This window comes from Streptomyces sp. NPDC099050 (genome assembly GCF_044759865.1).
Classification (GTDB): Bacteria; Actinomycetota; Actinomycetes; order Streptomycetales; family Streptomycetaceae; genus Streptomyces.
The window spans coordinates 436835-452955 of record NZ_JBIWAE010000001.1 but is presented as its reverse complement, the minus strand read 5'-3'; the positions used below and the strand labels follow the sequence as shown (position 1 = coordinate 452955).

At 73.2% G+C, this 16121-nt stretch carries 17 protein-coding genes; 14 read left to right on the top strand and 3 right to left on the bottom strand.

Annotation, left to right across the window (positions count from 1 at the left end; genetic code table 11):
* Positions 1-30 precede the first annotated feature (30 nt).
* From ACIQV3_RS02005 to ACIQV3_RS01985, 5 genes are all read left to right on the top strand, one after another.
* The gene (locus ACIQV3_RS02005) at positions 31-267 is read left to right on the top strand and encodes a DUF6213 family protein (RefSeq protein WP_403708761.1); all 237 of its coding nucleotides are present in this window, start codon (positions 31-33) and stop codon (positions 265-267) included.
* A gap of 410 nt (positions 268-677) precedes the next feature.
* Positions 678-857, top strand: a complete 180-nt coding sequence (locus tag ACIQV3_RS02000; RefSeq protein WP_266875263.1) for a CsbD family protein — start codon at positions 678-680, stop codon at positions 855-857.
* Between the two features lie 65 nt (positions 858-922).
* Entirely contained in the window at positions 923-1222 is a 300-nt protein-coding gene (locus ACIQV3_RS01995; protein ID WP_403708759.1) for an STAS domain-containing protein, read from the top strand.
* Between the two features lie 61 nt (positions 1223-1283).
* Positions 1284-1649, top strand: coding sequence for an STAS domain-containing protein (locus ACIQV3_RS01990; protein WP_403708757.1), 366 nt, complete (start codon positions 1284-1286; stop codon positions 1647-1649).
* A gap of 13 nt (positions 1650-1662) precedes the next feature.
* On the top strand, positions 1663-2187 hold the full coding sequence (locus tag ACIQV3_RS01985) for an ATP-binding protein (RefSeq protein ID WP_403708755.1): 525 nt from the start codon (positions 1663-1665) through the stop codon (positions 2185-2187).
* A gap of 50 nt (positions 2188-2237) precedes the next feature.
* Here ACIQV3_RS01985 and ACIQV3_RS01980 read toward each other — a convergent pair whose 3' ends face one another.
* The 3 genes from ACIQV3_RS01980 to ACIQV3_RS01970 all read right to left on the bottom strand — a co-directional run bounded on the left by ACIQV3_RS01980 (position 2238) and on the right by ACIQV3_RS01970 (position 6100).
* Positions 2238-3134, bottom strand: a complete 897-nt coding sequence (locus ACIQV3_RS01980) for a SigB/SigF/SigG family RNA polymerase sigma factor (protein WP_403708753.1) — start codon at positions 3132-3134, stop codon at positions 2238-2240.
* Between the two features lie 109 nt (positions 3135-3243).
* Positions 3244-5784, bottom strand: coding sequence for a SpoIIE family protein phosphatase (locus ACIQV3_RS01975; RefSeq protein ID WP_403708751.1), 2541 nt, complete (start codon positions 5782-5784; stop codon positions 3244-3246).
* A 61-nt stretch (positions 5785-5845) separates the two neighbouring features.
* Positions 5846-6100 (bottom strand): hypothetical protein, encoded by a 255-nt coding sequence (locus ACIQV3_RS01970; RefSeq protein WP_403708749.1) that lies wholly within the window; start codon positions 6098-6100, stop codon positions 5846-5848.
* A 1147-nt stretch (positions 6101-7247) separates the two neighbouring features.
* Here ACIQV3_RS01970 and ACIQV3_RS01965 point away from each other — a divergent pair.
* From ACIQV3_RS01965 to ACIQV3_RS01925, 9 genes are all read left to right on the top strand, one after another.
* On the top strand, positions 7248-9029 hold the full coding sequence (locus tag ACIQV3_RS01965; protein ID WP_403708747.1) for an enoyl-CoA hydratase-related protein: 1782 nt from the start codon (positions 7248-7250) through the stop codon (positions 9027-9029).
* A gap of 95 nt (positions 9030-9124) precedes the next feature.
* Positions 9125-10198, top strand: coding sequence for a hydrogenase expression protein HypE (locus ACIQV3_RS01960; protein ID WP_403708745.1), 1074 nt, complete (start codon positions 9125-9127; stop codon positions 10196-10198).
* 75 nt (positions 10199-10273) lie between these two features.
* Positions 10274-12058 (top strand): nickel-dependent hydrogenase large subunit, encoded by a 1785-nt coding sequence (locus ACIQV3_RS01955; RefSeq protein WP_403708743.1) that lies wholly within the window; start codon positions 10274-10276, stop codon positions 12056-12058.
* A complete protein-coding gene (locus ACIQV3_RS01950) occupies positions 12055-12597 on the top strand; it encodes a hypothetical protein (RefSeq protein WP_403708741.1) in 543 nt (180 codons plus the stop codon). The genes ACIQV3_RS01955 and ACIQV3_RS01950 overlap by 4 nt, the downstream gene beginning before the upstream one ends.
* The gene (locus tag ACIQV3_RS01945; protein WP_403708739.1) at positions 12594-13247 is read left to right on the top strand and encodes a DUF5947 family protein; all 654 of its coding nucleotides are present in this window, start codon (positions 12594-12596) and stop codon (positions 13245-13247) included. Before ACIQV3_RS01950 ends, ACIQV3_RS01945 begins: the two co-directional genes overlap by 4 nt.
* Positions 13244-13936, top strand: a complete 693-nt coding sequence (locus ACIQV3_RS01940; RefSeq protein WP_403708737.1) for a DUF6084 family protein — start codon at positions 13244-13246, stop codon at positions 13934-13936. The genes ACIQV3_RS01945 and ACIQV3_RS01940 overlap by 4 nt, the downstream gene beginning before the upstream one ends.
* Positions 13933-15414 carry a hypothetical protein gene (locus ACIQV3_RS01935; RefSeq protein WP_403708736.1) on the top strand — a complete coding sequence of 494 codons (1482 nt, stop codon included), beginning with the start codon at positions 13933-13935 and terminating at the stop codon, positions 15412-15414. The genes ACIQV3_RS01940 and ACIQV3_RS01935 overlap by 4 nt, the downstream gene beginning before the upstream one ends.
* Entirely contained in the window at positions 15411-15953 is a 543-nt protein-coding gene (locus ACIQV3_RS01930) for a hydrogenase maturation protease (protein ID WP_403708734.1), read from the top strand. The genes ACIQV3_RS01935 and ACIQV3_RS01930 overlap by 4 nt, the downstream gene beginning before the upstream one ends.
* A complete protein-coding gene (locus ACIQV3_RS01925; RefSeq protein ID WP_403708732.1) occupies positions 15950-16054 on the top strand; it encodes a DUF6893 family small protein in 105 nt (34 codons plus the stop codon). Before ACIQV3_RS01930 ends, ACIQV3_RS01925 begins: the two co-directional genes overlap by 4 nt.
* The last annotated feature ends 67 nt before the right edge of the window (positions 16055-16121 follow it).

Sequence of the window (16121 nt, the reverse complement as noted above, 5' to 3'; positions counted from 1 at the left end):
ACGCGCGGACGTTTCCCTGGAGACGGTTCCATGATCCAGATATCCATACCGCTGATACCCGCGGATGACGGCGCCCTGCTGATCCCCGCCGATCACGTCACCGACCTCTTGCGCCGACTCGCGGCCGACTGGCTGGAATCGGAGCACACCGGTGAGATGCGCGGCGACGAGCGGACCGTCCGGGACTTGGCGGGCGTGCTGACCGAACTCGCCGATCAGATCGACGTCGAATGCATCGGGTTCGCCTCGGCCGCTCGTCACCCGTAGGGCCGCGGAGCAGGACCTGTTTGCCGACCGGCTCGCCACGTCCTCACCCCGCCGATATGGGCCTTCGCCGCCGTCTGGGTGAGCACCCTCGTCCGGCTCGGCCGGCTCGCGATCGGCTGGTGCCGCACCCGCGACATCGGCATGTGAGTCGCCGTCAGTAGACGGGTTCGCGCTTCGGCCCGGCCGTGTCCACGGGACAACCGCCGGGCGGATCGCCCCGCTTGGCGCTGTCGTGCATCGGCCCCCGCACCCCGGAGCGAGCGCGGCCCGCCGCGCCCTGCCGAGGAGGTGTCCTGCCTGCTCCCACCGCACCGGGCAGCCGAAACAGCGGACGATTCGCCACGGATTGCAGGCCGCCGTCCCCTGCCGCATGGTGGCAGCAGTACCCCCTCAGGAAGGAAGAGCACGTCATGAGCAAGGCGAAGGCGAAGGCGAAGCAGGCCAAGGGGAAGCTCAAGGAGACCCTCGGCGACACGATGGACGACAAGCGCATGCAGGCGGAGGGCAGCACCGAGCGGATGGCCGGCAAGGCCGAGGAAATGGCCTCCGACGCCGCGAACAAGATGAAGAAGGCCAAGGGCCAGCGCTGAGGATGCCGCACGAGCGCGGTGAGCACGATCCAGCCGGGCCGCCTCCCTCTTCCGCGGAGGCGGCCGTGGTGCGCGTATCGGGCGAGATGGACATCAGCCGGGTCGACGAGGTGCGCGCCCTGCTGCTCGAGGCGGTCACCCGCGCGGGCGGTCCCACCGACATCGTCGTCGACCTCAGCGGGCTCTCCTTCTGCGATTCCGCCGGACTGAACCTGCTGCTCCGGGCCCGCCTGCAGGCCGAGGAGTCGGGCCACACGCTGCGTCTGGCAGCGCCGAGCGCCCAGATGCTGCGGCTGCTGGAGATCACCGACTCCCTCCCCCTCTTCCCCATCGACACCGCCCCGCCCGGGTTTGGCGACCCGTGACGGGGTAGGCGCCGGACATACCCGTTGTCGAGACCCGAACCTCCGGGGAAGGGGGTACGTGATGCCCCCGACGGACGATGACCGCTTCGCGGTCGAGGTGCGGCCCCTCGGCGGGGCCACCGTCCTGGCCCTGGCCGGAGAGCTCGACCACGACACCGCGGAGCCCTTGCGAGCGGCTCTCGAAGCCGCGCGGGCGGGCGGTGAACGGCGCCTGCTGGTCGATGTCAGCGGGCTGGCGTTCTGCGATTCCACAGGATTGAACGTGTTGTTGCACAGCCGGCTCGCGGCCCGGGAAACGGGCGGCAGCCTCGAACTGATCGGCCTGCACCGGCCGGTCGCACGCATGTTCCACGTCACCGGCGCCGACGGGCTCTTTCCGCAGCACCCCGATGTGGAGGCGGCTATGGCGAGCCACCGGCACACATAGCGGAGGCACACGGATGAGCGAACGCCGGTCATCGGAGTGGACCCGGCGTCTGCTGTTGCACGGCACCACGGACGTCGTCGGCCTCTGCCGCGACTTCACCCGCCGGGCCCTCACCGAGTGGCAGTGGCTGCCGGGAGCCGGCAGCGGCGCCGGCGGTCTCGCGTACGGGCACGCAGGCGAGGACGAGACGGCCGAAGCCGCGGACGACGTCCTGCTCCTCGTGTCGGAAGTGGTGGCCAACGCCTGCATGCACGCGGGCGGGCCGGAGTCACTGCTCCTGCGCTACACCGCGGAGCGGCTGCGCATCGAGGTCACGGACCCCAGCCCGGTCGTGCCCGTCTACCGGTTCCCGGCCGACCCGGCCCGGCCCGGCGGCCACGGACTGCTCATCGTGAAGCGGCTGGCCGGCGCGTGGGGGGCGGATCCGGTCGACAACGGCGGGAAGTGCGTCTGGGTGGAGGTCGCCACTCCACGGGCCCTACGGGAGAACGGCGACATCCCCTCCCGGACACCGGGCCGGTCTCCCCGCCCGGCGTGAGCGCACCGCGGCCGGTCGAACGGGTCGGTTGACGGAGGCGGCCGAACGGGTCAGCCCGTTTCCGCCGGGCCCGCGCCCTCGGCCCCGTACTCGGGGTCGTCCTCCAGCATTCCCGTCCGCAGCCTGGCCATGATGCGGCTCAGCAGTCGTGAGACGTGCATCTGGGAGAGGCCGAGCCGCTCTCCGATCTCGGACTGGTTCAGCTCCTGACCGAAACGCAGCGAGAGGATCTGCCGGTCGCGGTCACTGAGCGTGGCGAGCAGCGGCTTCAGCGTCTCCAGACATTCGATCCGGTCGTACGCCGCCTCCTCCTCGCCCAGCGGCAGCCCCCGGGGGCCGGCGTCCGCCTCGGGTCCTGCCGGAGCGTCCAGGGATCCCGCCATGTAGCCGTTGGCCGCCCGGCGGCCCTCGTCCAGTGCCTCCGTGGTGATGCCGAGCCGCTGGGCCAGTTCCAGGTCGGTGGGGTGCCGTCCGAGGCTCTGTTCGAGCACGTCGTACGTCTTGGCGATGTCGAGACGGAGTTCCTGGAGGCGCCGCGGGACCTTCACGGACCAGCTGGTGTCACGGAAGAACCGCTTCATCTCGCCGGTGATGGTGGGAATGGCGAACGTGGTGAACTCGACCCCGCGCTCGACGTCGTACCGGTTGATGGCCTTGATCAGGCCCACCGTGCCGACCTGGACGATGTCCTCCAGCGGCTCGGACCGGTTGCGGAACCGGCGTGCCGCGTACTTCACCAGGCTGAGGTTGAGCTCGACGAGCGTATTGCGCACGTACGAGTACTCCGGCGTGCCTTCGCTCAGCTCCTTCAGGCGTCGAAAGAGCGCGACGGACAGGGTCCGCGCCTCGCCGGTGCTCACGGAGAGCGGGTCCTCCGGAACATCGGGCGTCTCGCTGCGGAGGTCGGTGTGGAGCAGATCCGCGGTCTCGCTGGAAACGGGTGCCATGAGGTTCCTCCGACGGATTGGTGGGCACCGGCCGCCCCGAGCGGGCGGCGGGAACCGTCGTGGTCTTCAGGAGGGGATATACCCGCACGGGGGAAGGCTGACCCCTTTTTTACGGAACATCGCCTTCCGGTGCCGCCGCGCCCGGGGCCTCCTCCTCCGGTGCCTCCGCGTCCGGGACGTGGACGTGCAGGACGCAGATGTCGTCACGGTGCGCCGCGCACAGCGCGGCGAGCGTACGGGCGAGGGTTTCACCGCGGCCCTCCCGGAGGAGCCGCACCGCCGTCTCCGCGAGGCGGCCGAGGCCGGTCTCGATGTCCTCACCCGGTTCCTCCACGAGCCCGTCGGTGTAGAAGAGCAGGTCGTCGCCGGGCAGCAGGTGAATGGAGGCCTGCTCGTAGGAGGCTTCGAAGGACGCGCCGAGCAGGGCGCCCCGGGGCTGTTCCAGGAACTCCGCCCGGTCGCCGCGGACCAGCAGGGGCGGCAGGTGGCCCGCCCGTACCCAGATGAGCCGCCGGTCCCAGGGCCGGTAGCGGGCCATGACCATGGTGGCGGTGGCACTGCCGGACGGGTCCGAACCGTTGTGCAGCAGCAGGGTGTTGAGCCGCCGCAGGACGTCGGGCAGGGGCGATCCGGTGACCGTCATGCCCTTGGTCGTGAACCGGAGCTGGGCCATGGTCCCGACGGCGGCCAGCCCGTGGCCGGCCACGTCCCCGACGACGAACAGGGCGCTCTCGTCGGGGAGTTCTATGGCGCTGTACCAGTCGCCGCCCACGTTGATCCCGCTGTCGGCGGGGACGTAGGCCACGTCGACGCACAGGCCGGCCAGTTCCAGGGACTGCTCGGGGATCGGCAGCAGGGTGTCCTGGAGGCTCGCGGCGAGAGCGCGTTCGGCCTGGAGCATGCCCCGCTGGAACAGGACGGCCCGCTCGCTCTCCTGCAGCGCGACCTCGACGTCGTGCTGCGTGGTCAGGTCCTGGAAGAAGCCGTGCACCTCGACGGGTGTGCCGTCGGCGTCCGTCTGGGCCTCGGCGACGATCCGCAGATGGCGCACTCCGCGCCGGGTGGTGATCCGGAACGGCTGGTCGACGGCCTGCCCCTCGCTCAGCAGCCGCTCGACGGCCGCGCCCAGCTGCTGGAGGTCCTCGGCGACGACGTGACCCGGGAGTTCCTCCAGCGGCATCGGCCCCCGGCCCGGATCACGGTCGAAGATCGCATAGACCTGTTCTGACCAGGTGACGGTGTCGGTGACCAGGTTCCAGCCCGCCCAGCCGAGGTTGCCGAGGCGCTGCATGTCGGCCAGCCGGCGGGTCTCGCGCTGGCTGGTGTCATGGCAGATCCACGACACGACCAGGTGGTCTCCGAGCCTGGACGCCCGGACCGAGTAGACGGACCGCCGGGGGACGCCCGCGGTCACTTCCTCGTAGGTGAAGGGTTCCCCCTCGTACCTGGTTCCGGTGGTGAGCGTCCTGAGGTACCCCTCCCAGAGGTCGGTGCCCGCCACGGTGGGGTACGTCTCCAGGATGCGGCGGCCCACGAGTTCCTTGCCGCGCCGGCCGGCCACGTCCACGGACTCGGGTGCGGCCGCGTCGATGCGGTAGTCCTCCACCTCACCCGTCGCCGACCGCAGCGGGGTGAGCAGGGTCGTGGGGCCGGCCATGGTGTCCATGATGAGCTGGACCGCCTGCACGTAGTCCCCGACGGCCGCTGCCGCGCCCTCCGGGTCGCGGGGACCCGGCGTCCCCAGGGGCCCCGCGCACAGCCGGGTCGCCTGGCGCAGCAATGCCCGGGTGTCGGCGGCGAAGGGGCCCGGTCGGGTGCGCAGGAACCCGACGGCCGCCCGGGGAGGTCCCTCGCCGGGCACCGGGACCCAGGCGCGCGAGGGCCACCGCTCCGGCGGGTCTCCGATCAGCAGGTAGCGCCGGGCGTCCTGTTCGACGTCCTCCAGCCAGAGGGCGCGGCGACCGGCGACCGCTTCGAGGGCGGCGACCCCGCTCAGCGGGGGAATGTGGCGCCACTGCTCGGCCAGGGCCTCGTCGATTCCGGCGCTTCCGGTCAGATCCAGGCTCCCGGCGGCGGCCATGGTGTAGATCATCACCGCGTCCACGCCGGTGGCCGCGCCGAGCACGGTCACCAGCAGCTCCGCGATGCCGTCGCCGTCGTGCGCGGCGGCCAGACCGTCGGCGACCCGCGCCAGCAGGCCGTTCAGCTCGCCGTCGTGGTCGTGGTGACCGCCGACATGGCGGCGACGGCTGAAGGCCGAGGCAGCCGGCTCGGTCTGCGGGCCCGTGGCCGGGCCCGTGGCCGGGGCAGTGGACGCGACCCCGGAAGCGGCCGTGGAAGCTGCCGCCGGCAACGAGATCCGGGCGGTCCCCCGCGGCCGGCGCACGCGGACCTGCCCGAGCGTGATCCAGCACTCTTCCAGGACGGTGCGGCCGCTCCGGGCGGCCCGTTGGAGGAGCAACGCGTACGCCGCGTCGGCGGAGACCCCCGCGTGGGCCATGAGTACGCCCTTGGCCCGCTCGACCACGGCCGTGGTCGAGGCGACGCCTTCCAGGCCGACGACTTCCGACCGGAGTCTGGCCACGACCCTGGCGAGCGCCACCACCTCGGGTGCGGCGCCCTCACCCTCGGGCGCGGCATCGCCCTTCACTCCTTGAGCATCCCACGCGCGCCTCCCACCCGCCCAGGTGCGACCCCGGCGTCACTCGCGCTCACTCATCGCGCGGCCCCACCCACCGCGTGCCCTTCCGGCCCGGCTTCCCGCCCGGCTTCCCGCCCGGCTTTACGGGCTGCTGCGGACGGTCCAGCCGGCTGGCCTCGTCCGTATCGGCCGCGGGCGTGGTCGTGGCCTCGCGGCGGCCGGTGCGTCCCGTGTCGTCGCGGCGGTCGGAGTGCGCCTTGCGGCGCCGATCCTGCTCTCCGCCGCCCTCCAGCGGCACTCCTCCCGCTCCACCCTGCTCGTCCATGGCTGTCCTCCTCGGTCGACGGGCGGCTGCCCCGCTCCGGGCCGCGCAAACCGGGCGTTGACCGCGCCCGCCTGGGTAGGCGCCCGGTGCGGGGTGCGGCCTCGGCCCTCATGGCTGCGACGGGGGCCGCACTCCGTCGTCGGGGCGCGGGGGAGGCGTACCGGGGTCCGCGGCTCCGGGCCACCCGGCGCCCAAGACCAGGACGCGGCCCCGGGTGGCAGCTCCGGCAAGTGCGCGCCCGGTCAGTCCAACCAGGCTGGTCCGTCGCTCCCCCCATCGCACGGCACGGGGCCGCACGGGCACCGAAGCGGGACGGATCTCCCGGGGCCGGACTCAGCTCGTCGGACTCGGGTCACGGACCCGGGTCAGGGGCTCAGGTCAAGGGCTCCGGTGCCGGCACCGGTCCCGGGAGGGGCCCCGGCGGAGGATTCCGATCGGGCAGCGGTACGGGCGGCGGGGCGGGCTCGGGCTGCGGAGGCGCCGGAGGTACGGGGTCCGGCCCGGGTGCCGGTACGGGACCCGGCAGCGGCCCGGGTTGCGGCCCGGGGCCGGGACCCGGGGCAGGGGTCGGGCTGGGCGGCACCGGGTCGTGGGGCGGCGTCCCCATGGACGCCGCCCCTCCCGGGGCCGGCCCGGGGCGGGTGGGCGTGCGGCTCTTCGGATTCCTCACGGTGCGTCCGATCGTTCGTCCGGAAACCGGCGGCCCGGGCCTCCGGACCGTCCGGCCGGGCACCGTCCGGGTGCCCGCGGCGCGCGGGTCGCCGCCTCACGGCGGCAGGCGCGACGTACCGCGCATACCCGCGGCGCCGGGCCGTAGACACCTCGCCGCAGACGTCGCCGGAGCGGCAGCCTCCGAGCGGGCTGCGAGCGGGCCGCGGACCTGAACCACAGGCCGGAGCCGCGGACGCCGGGCCGCGGCAATACCGGGGACGTGGACCGGGGGCCACGGGCGCCACCGCGGCCCTCCTCCGCTGCCGCCGAGCGGCCCTGTGTGACCGCGCGTACGGGTGACACGGGCAGCGGGGTGCGCACGCCCGCCGGCGGGCGTGGCGAAACATCTCTGGCGGCCGGTCACGCGCCGGCCCCGCACCGCCGATCCGACCGGGCACCCCCGTGCCGCGGCACGGGTCCGTCGCAGGGAGTCCCCGTGCACGTCCTGCTCGTCGCGAGCGCCTTCAACAGTCTCACCCAGCGGGTCCACGCCGAGCTGCGCGACCACGGCCACAGCGTCTCCGTGGAGCTGGCGCTCCCCGGGGTCGACCTGGCGGCGTCCGTCGGCCGCCACCGCCCCGACCTGATCGTCGCGCCGATGCTGACCTCGGCCGTACCGGAAGAGGTCTGGTCCGCCCACACCTGCCTGATCGTGCATCCCGGTCCCGTCGGGGACCGGGGGCCCTCCTCCCTCGACCGGGCCGTGCTGGACGGGGTCCCGCGGTGGGGCGTCACGGTCCTGCAGGCCAATGCGGAGATGGACGCGGGCGACGTGTGGGCCTCGGTGGAGTGCCCGGGTCCGGACCCGGGCCGGTCCAAGAGCGTCTGGTACCGGGGCGAGGTCGCCGACGCCGCCCTGGAGGCCGTCCTGCTCGCCGTGGACCGCTTCGGCTCCGGAACGTACGTCCCCGAACCGCAGAACGGGGGCCTGGCCCGCCCCCTGCTGCGCCAGGAGCACCGCCGGATCGACTGGCTGCGGGACGGGACCGAGCGGGTGCTGCGCACCCTGCGCGCGGCGGACTCCCGGCCCGGCGTACGGGACGAGTTGGCGGGCGGCGTCTGGTACCTGCACGGGGGCCACCCGGAGGACCGGCTGCGCGGCCGTCCCGGCGAACTGCTGGCGACCCGGGCGGGAGCGGTCTGCCGGGCCACCGCCGACGGGGCCGTGTGGATCCCGGAGCTGCGGGCCCACCGCGCCCCGGGACGGCCGTCCGCCCCCAAGCTCCCCGCCACCCTGGCCCTCGGGGACCTGCTGCCCGAGCTGCCGGAGCTGCCCGCCCCGGCGGAAGCCGGCCCGGGCCCCGGGCCCCGTACCTGGTCCGACATCGGCTACCACGAGGAGGGCGGGGCCGGGTTCCTGTCGTTCTCCTTCCCGGGCGGTGCGATGAGCACCGCCCACTGCCTGCGCCTGCTGGACGCCTACCGCGCGGCCTGCGCCAGGCCGACCTCGGTGCTCGTGCTCGGCGGTGGACGGGACTTCTTCTCCAACGGGATCCACCTGGGCGTCATCGAGGCCGCCGCCGATCCCGGCGAGGAGTCCTGGGCCAACATCAACGCCATGGACGACCTGGTGGAGGCCGTCCTGACCACCACCGACCGGCTCGTGATCTCGGCGCTGGGCGGCAACGCGGCCGCCGGCGGAGCGGTGCTCGCCCTCGCCGCCGACGAGGTGTGGTGCCGTTCCGGTGTGGTCCTCAATCCGCACTACCGGCTCATGGGCCTGTACGGATCGGAGTTCTGGACGTACGTCCTGCCGCGCCGGACCGGCCCGGCAGGCGCGGAGCGCCTCACGGCGGAAGCCCTGCCGCTCAGCACCGCGGCGGCCCGGCGGCTGGGCCTGGTCGACCGGACGGTCGACTGCCCGCCCGGGGAGTTCGCGGCGCGGGCCTCGGCGCTCGCCGCGCGCCTGGCCGGACACGCCGCCACCACCTCCCGGATCGCCGCCAAGAAGGCGCGCCGCGAGCTGGACGAGGCCCGGCGTCCGCTGGCCTCCTACCGGGCGGCCGAGCTGGAGCGGATGCGGCAGACCTTCCTCGACCCGCGGGCCCCGTACCACGCGCTGCGCCGGGCCTTCGTGGGCAAGGTGCGCCCGGCCGCGACGCCGCCGCACCTCGCGCGCGCCGTGCCGGCCCGGCACGGCGCGCCGCGGCCCGCGCGACCGGTCGCCGTCACCGGACCGGGTGTATCCGACGCGGCACCGGACCCCGGTCGGTGCTAGCAAGAAAGGTGGGGCCGATGAGCCCCTCGCGGTGACGGGCCTCCCCTGCGGGCCCCGCCGCTCCTCCCCCTCCCCCTCCCCAAGGAGGCCTCCGCATGGACGCAGCAACGCCGGCCCCAGTGGCGGACGACCCGGCAGCGGACGACCCGCTGATCCACATCCTCTGGATCAACGCGGGCCTGAGTTGTGACGGGGACTCCGTGTCCCTGACCGCCGCGATGCAGCCGAGCATCGAGGAGATCGTGACCGGGACGCTGCCCGGGCTGCCCCGGATCGCCGTGCACTGGCCGCTGATCGACTTCGAGTGCGGTCCCGTCGGGGGCGCGGACACGTTCATCGAGTGGTTCTTCAAGGGCGAGCGGGGCGAGATCGATCCGTTCGTGCTGGTGGTCGAGGGCTCCATCCCCAACGAGAAGATCAAGGCCGAGGGTTACTGGTGCGGGTTCGGTGACGATCCGGCGACCGGCCAGCCCATCACCACCAGCGAGTGGATCGACCGGCTGGCGCCCAAGGCGCTGGCCGTGGTGGCCATCGGCACCTGCGCCACGTACGGCGGCATCCACGCGATGGAGGGCAATCCGACGGGTGCGATGGGCCTGCCCGACTACCTGGGCTGGGACTGGAAGTCGCACGCGGGGATCCCGATCGTGTGCGTGCCGGGCTGCCCGATCCAGCCGGACAACTTCTCGGAGACCCTCACCTACCTGCTCTACCAGGCGGCGGGCTCGGCCCCGATGATCCCGCTGGACGACAAGCTGCGGCCCACGTGGCTGTTCGGCAGCACGGTGCACGAGGGGTGCGACCGGGCCGGCTACTACGAGCAGGGCGAGTTCGCGGAGACCTACGACTCCCCCAAGTGCCTCGTGAAGATCGGCTGTTGGGGTCCGGTGGTCAAGTGCAACGTGCCCAAACGCGGCTGGATGAACGGCATCGGCGGCTGTCCGAACGTGGGCGGCATCTGCATCGCCTGCACGATGCCGGGCTTCCCGGACAAGTTCATGCCGTTCATGGACAAGCCGCCGGGCGCCACCGTCTCCACCAAGGCCAGCGGCGCGTACGGCGCCGTGATCCGCAGGCTCCGGGCGATCACCCTGCACACCCTCGACCAGGAGCCCAAGTGGCGCCACACCGGCGAGAAGCTGACGACGGGCTACCGCCCGCCCTGGTGAACAACCTTGCCACAAAAGCCTGTTCGCTCCGCACACCTCCTCCACCCGCGCTGATGAAGGGTCACGGCAGACACCATGGAACCGAAGACGAAGGCGGCCGGCGACGGCAGCGGCCTGGTCGAGATGGCCTGGGATCCGATCACCCGGATCGTGGGCAGCCTCGGCATCCACACGAAGATCGACTTCAAGCAGAAGCGGGTCGCCGAGTGCTACAGCACCTCATCGGTCTTCCGTGGCTACAGCGTCTTCATGCGCGGCAAGGACCCCCGTGACGCCCATTTCATCACCAGTCGCATCTGCGGGATCTGCGGCGACAACCACGCCACGTGCTCCGTCTACGCGCAGAACATGGCCTATGGGGTGAAGCCCCCGCACCTCGCCGAATGGATCATCAACCTCGGCGAGTCCGCGGAGTACATGTTCGACCACAACATCTTCCAGGAGAACCTGGTCGGGGTCGACTACTGCGAGAAGATGGTCCGCGAGACCAATCCCGGGGTCCTGGAGCTGGCCGAGCGGACCCCGGCCCCGCACGCGGGCGAGCACGGCTACCGCACGATCGCCGACATCATGCGCTCGCTCAACCCCATCGAGGGCGAGTTCTACCGCGAGGCCCTCCAAGTAAGCCGCTACACAAGGGAGATGTTCTGCCTGATGGAGGGGCGCCACGTGCACCCCTCCACGCTCTACCCGGGCGGCGTCGGCACCATCGCCTCGGTCCAGCTCTTCACCGACTACATGAGCCGCCTGATGCGGTACGTGGAGTTCATGAAGAAGGTGGTGCCGCTGCACGACGACCTGTTCGACTTCTTCTACGAGGCCCTGCCCGGCTACGAGGAGGTCGGCCGCCGGCGCGTCCTGCTGGGCTGCTGGGGCGCCCTCAACGACCCCGAGCACTGCGACTTCACGTACGCCAACATGACCGACTGGGGACGGAAGATGTTCGTCACCCCGGGCGTGGTGGTGGACGGCAAACTGGTCACCAACGACCTCACCGAGATCAACCTCGGCATCCGCATCCTGCTGGGCAGTTCGTACTACGACGACTGGCAGGGGCAGGAGCAGTTCGTCACGCACGACCCGCTCGGCAACCCGGTGGACCCGCGCCACCCGTGGAACCAGCACACCATCCCGGCCCCGCAGAAGCGGAACTTCGACGACAAGTACAGCTGGGTGATGTCGCCCCGATGGTTCGACGGCAAGGACCACCTGGCGCTGGACACCGGTGGCGGCCCCCTCGCCCGGCTGTGGTCCACGGCGCTGTCCGGGCTGGTGGACGTGGGCTACGTCAAGGCCACCGGGCACAGCGTGGTCATCAACCTGCCGAAGACGATGACCAAGCCCGAGACGACCTTCGAGTGGCGGATCCCCCAGTGGAGCAACGCCCTGGAGCGCAACCGGGCCCGTACCTACTTCCAGGCGTACGCGGCCGCCATCGCGCTGCACTGCGCCGAGAAGGGGCTGGCGGAGGTCCGCGCCGGACGCACCCAGACCTGGGAGAAGTTCGAGGTGCCGGACCAGGCGATCGGCGTCGGCTTCACCGAGGCCGTACGGGGCGTCCTGTCGCACCACATGGTCATCCGCGACGGGAAGATCGCCAACTACCACCCGTACCCGCCGACTCCGTGGAACGCCAGCACCCGCGACACCTTCGGCACCCCGGGACCGTACGAGGACGCCGTGCAGAACACGCCCATCTTCGAGGAGAACACCCCGGAGAACTTCAAGGGCATCGACATCATGCGGGCCGTCCGCAGCTTCGACCCCTGCCTGCCGTGCGGGGTGCACATGTACGTCGGCGGCGGCAAGACCGTCAAGACCATGCACGTCCCCACCGGCCTGAGCGGACTGGGCGGATGAGCCCCGCACGCACGGGCGTCGCGGTCGACGCACGGGAGGCGGGGCGCCGGGTGGACGAGGTCCTCGACCGGCTCGCCGCCACGGGAGACCGGGCGGCCTGCGCCGCCGCCGAGGAACTGGTCCGCGGACTCATGGAGTTCTACGGGGCGGGGCTCGCCCGGATCACGGAACGGCTCGGCGACCACGGCCTGGCCCCGCTGCTGGACGACGAGCTCGTGGCGAGCCTGCTGGCCCTGCACGACCTGAACCCCGAGGACGTGGACGTCCGGATCGGGCGGGCGCTGCGGTCCGCGCCGGAGCCCGCGGAACTGCTCGGCTTCGACCCGGCCTCGGGCGTCCTGCGGCTGAGCGTGCCCGCCGGCGGCGGCTGCGGCTGCGGCGGTTCGGACGCCGGCGCCGACGGCGTCCCGGGCGGCGTGGTGGACGCCCTGGCGGCCTTCGCCCCCGAAGTGACCTCCGTGGAGGTGGAGAAGGCGGCCCCCGCCCCGGCCCTCCTCCAGATCGGCGCCCGCCCGCAGACCCCGGCACGGGTGCGGTGAGCGCGCCGGCCCCGGCCGCGCGCGGCCTGCGCAGGTTCGCCGAAGCCCGCCCGCCGCGCCCCGAGACATGCGAACTGTGCGGGGTGGCGGTCGCCGAGGACGGGCACCGCCACCTGGTGGAGACCGAGCGGCGGGCCCTGGTCTGCGCCTGCACCGCCTGCGCCCTGCTCTTCGACCGGCCCGGGGCGGCCGCCGGCCGGTTCCGCGCCGTCCCGGACCGCTACCTCACCGACCCGGAGCGTCCCCTGGGCGACGGCGCCTGGGAGGCCCTCCAGATCCCCGTCGGGGTGGCCTTCCTCTTCCGCAACGCCGCCCTGGACCGCCTGGTCGCGCTCTATCCGAGCCCCGCCGGGGCCACCGAGAGCGAGCTCGACCCGGAGACCTGGCAGCGCGTGCTCGGCGCCGGACGCCTGGCGGGCCTGCTGGAGCCCGACGTGGAGGCGCTGCTGCTGCACCGTGCGGCCGGGGACACCACCTGCCACCTGGTCCCCATCGACATCTGCTACGAACTGGTGGGCCGGATGCGGATGCTCTGGCAGGGGTTCGACGGGGGCGCCGAAGCCCGGGAGGCGCTGCGCGTGTTCTTCGAGCGGGTGGAGCGGCGGGCCCGCGTGCTCGCCCCGGACCCGGCGGAAGCGGGGCGGCCGTGACGGACTTCGCCTTCGACTGCACCGGGGTGCGCGCGGATCCGTACGCCGCCGGACCCACGCTGGTGTTCCGGCTGCGGCTGACCGCCTCGCCCGGGGTGCGCGTGCACGCCGTCGCCCTGCGCTGCCAGCTCCGCGTGGAGCCCGCCAAGCGGCGCTACGGCCCCGCCGAGGCGGACGGGCTGGCCGACCTGTTCGGCGATCCCTCCCGCTGGGGGTCCACCCTTCAGCCGGTGCAGTTCGCGCAGGTCTCGGTGATGGTCCCGAGCTTCACCGGGGAGACCGAGGTGGACCTCGTGGTGCCGTGCAGCTACGACATGGACATCGCTGCGACCCGATACTTCGCGGCCCTCCAGGACGGCGAGGTCCCGATGCTGATGCTGTTCTCGGGCACCGCCTTCACCGGGGCGGGCGGCTTCCACGTCGAACCGGTGCCCTGGGACCGCGAGGCCGCGTACCGGATGCCCGTGGCCGTCTGGCGGGAGATGGTCGAGCAGCACTTCCCCGGCTGCGGCTGGCTGCGGCTGCCCGCCGACACCATGGCCGATCTGCTCGCCTTCCGCTCGCGGCACGCGCTTGCCTCCTGGGAGGCCACCGTACGGACCCTCCTGGACGGCGCGGCCGATCCGTTGCCCGCCCCGGTCCGGCTGGGGACGCCGGCGCCGCTCGTCGTCGAGAGGACCGCGCCGTGACCACGACCGCCCCCGGAGCGGCGGGCGCCGTCGACATCGACGCCGCGGACTGCCGCTTCGCCACGGCCCGGCAGGTGGCCGACGCCGTCCTCTTCGAGGGGTACGTCCTCTACCCGTACCGGGCCTCCGCGGCGAAGAACCGGATGCGCTGGCAGTTCGGCGTGCTCGTGCCGCCCGCCTGGGCTCCCGCCCACGGGGAGCACTCCTTCCAGCGGACGGAGATCCTGCTCGAGCCCCGTGGCGCCGCGACGCTCTTCCTGGAGCTGCGCTTCCTGCACGCGCAGCGGCGTACGGTCCAACGGTGCCGCTCCGACGGCTCGTTCGAGGAGGTCGCCGAGCTCCAGCTGGCCGACCGGGTCCTGGTCCCCTGGGACGAAGGGACCGAGGAACGGGTCGAGGTGTCCGTGGCCGTGGCCGAACTGGCGCATTCCGAGGCCGTGTTCCCCTTCTCCCGGCCCGCCCGCGAGGAGGTCGAGCCGGTCCTCGACGCGGCAGGCCGCACGGTCGGCCGCCTGGTGCGGCGTACGGAGCGGATCGACGGGATCCTGCGGCTGTGCGCGGCCGAACTCGAAGGCCCCTACCGGGTGTCGAAGCTCACCGCCGTGGCGGAGAACACCAGCCCGTGGGCTCCGGAGGATCCGTCCGCGACCCGGGAGGAGGCGCTGCCCCGCTCCCTGGTCGCCGCCCATCTCCTGCTGGCGCTGAGCTCCGGTTCCTTCCTGTCGATGACCGACCCGCCCGAGTGGGCCAAGGGGGCTGTCGCGACGTGCGAGAACCGGCACACCTGGCCGGTACTGGCGGGCGAGCCCGGCCGCGCGGACGTGGTCCTGTCCTCCCCCATCATCCTGGAGGACCATCCGGCCATCGCCCCCGAGAGCGCCGGCGCCATGTACGACGCCACCGAGATCGACGAGATCCTGGCCCTGCGCACGGCGGCCCTCACCGACCAGGAGAAGCGCGAGGCCCGGGGTACCGATCCCCGGGCGGCCGCCGTGATCGAGCTGGCCGATTCGATGCCGCCCGAGGTCCTGGAGCGGCTGCACGGGGCCGTACGGGGCCTGCGCGACATCACCGGCGAGTCCGCGGGCGGCGCCGCGGGCAGAACCGCGGGCGAGGCCGGCGCACCGGACCCGGACACGCTGTTCCGGCCCGACACCCCCTGGTGGGACCCGGCCGGGGCGGACTCCGCCGCACCCGTGCCCGAGCACGTGACGGTCGACGGTGCCCGGGTGGGCGCCGGAAGCCGTGTCGTACTGCGCCCGGGACTGCGCCGGACCGACGCCCAGGACCTGTTCCTCCAGGGCCGCAGCGCCCTGGTGGAGGCCGTCCTGCACGATGTCGACGGAGGCGTGCACCTCGCCGTGACCGTGGAGGGCGACCCGGGCGCGGACATCCGCCGGGAGCAGGGACGGTTCCTGTACTTCCAGCCGGACGAGGTCACCGTCGCCGCGGCCGTCACCCCCGGGGAGCCGGCGTGACCGGCCGCACCCTGGTCGCGGGCATCGGCAACGTCTTCCTCGGGGACGACGGCTTCGGTGTGGAGACCCTGCGGGCCCTGTCCGCGCACCCGCTGCCGCCGGGCGTGGAGGCGGTGGACTTCGGGGTCCGGGGGGTCCACCTCGCCTATCAGCTGCTGGAGGGCTACGACACGGTCGTCCTCGTCGACGCCACCGCGCGCGGCGGGGCCCCGGGCACCCTGTACCTGATCGAGGTCGGCGAGGAGGACACGGCCGCTCCCCCGGGCGGGGCCGCCCTCGACGGCCACGACATGTCGCCCGCCACCGTCCTCGCCCTGCTGGACACCCTGTGCGCCGGGACGGGCGCCGAGGCACCCCGGCGCGTGCTCGTCCTGGGCTGCGAACCCGCCTGCGTCGAGGAGGGCATCGGGCTGAGCGGGCCGGTGGCCGACTCGGTGCCGCGGGCCGTGCGGACCCTCCTGGACCTGCTCGCGCGGGAGGAGCCTTACGCACCCGCGACGGACGACCCGAACCGCCGAGAACTGAGGAGCACCCCATGAAGAAGGCAGTCGTCGGCGGGGCCGCCGCTTTGGCCCTGGTCGCCGTCCTCAAGCAGATCCTGCCGGACATCAGGCGCTACTTGCGCATCCGCCGCATGTGAACGCGTACGCCCCGCCCTCCGAATGGAGTACGGGGCGTACGGGCTCCCGGCGTGCCCGGCCGCGGTG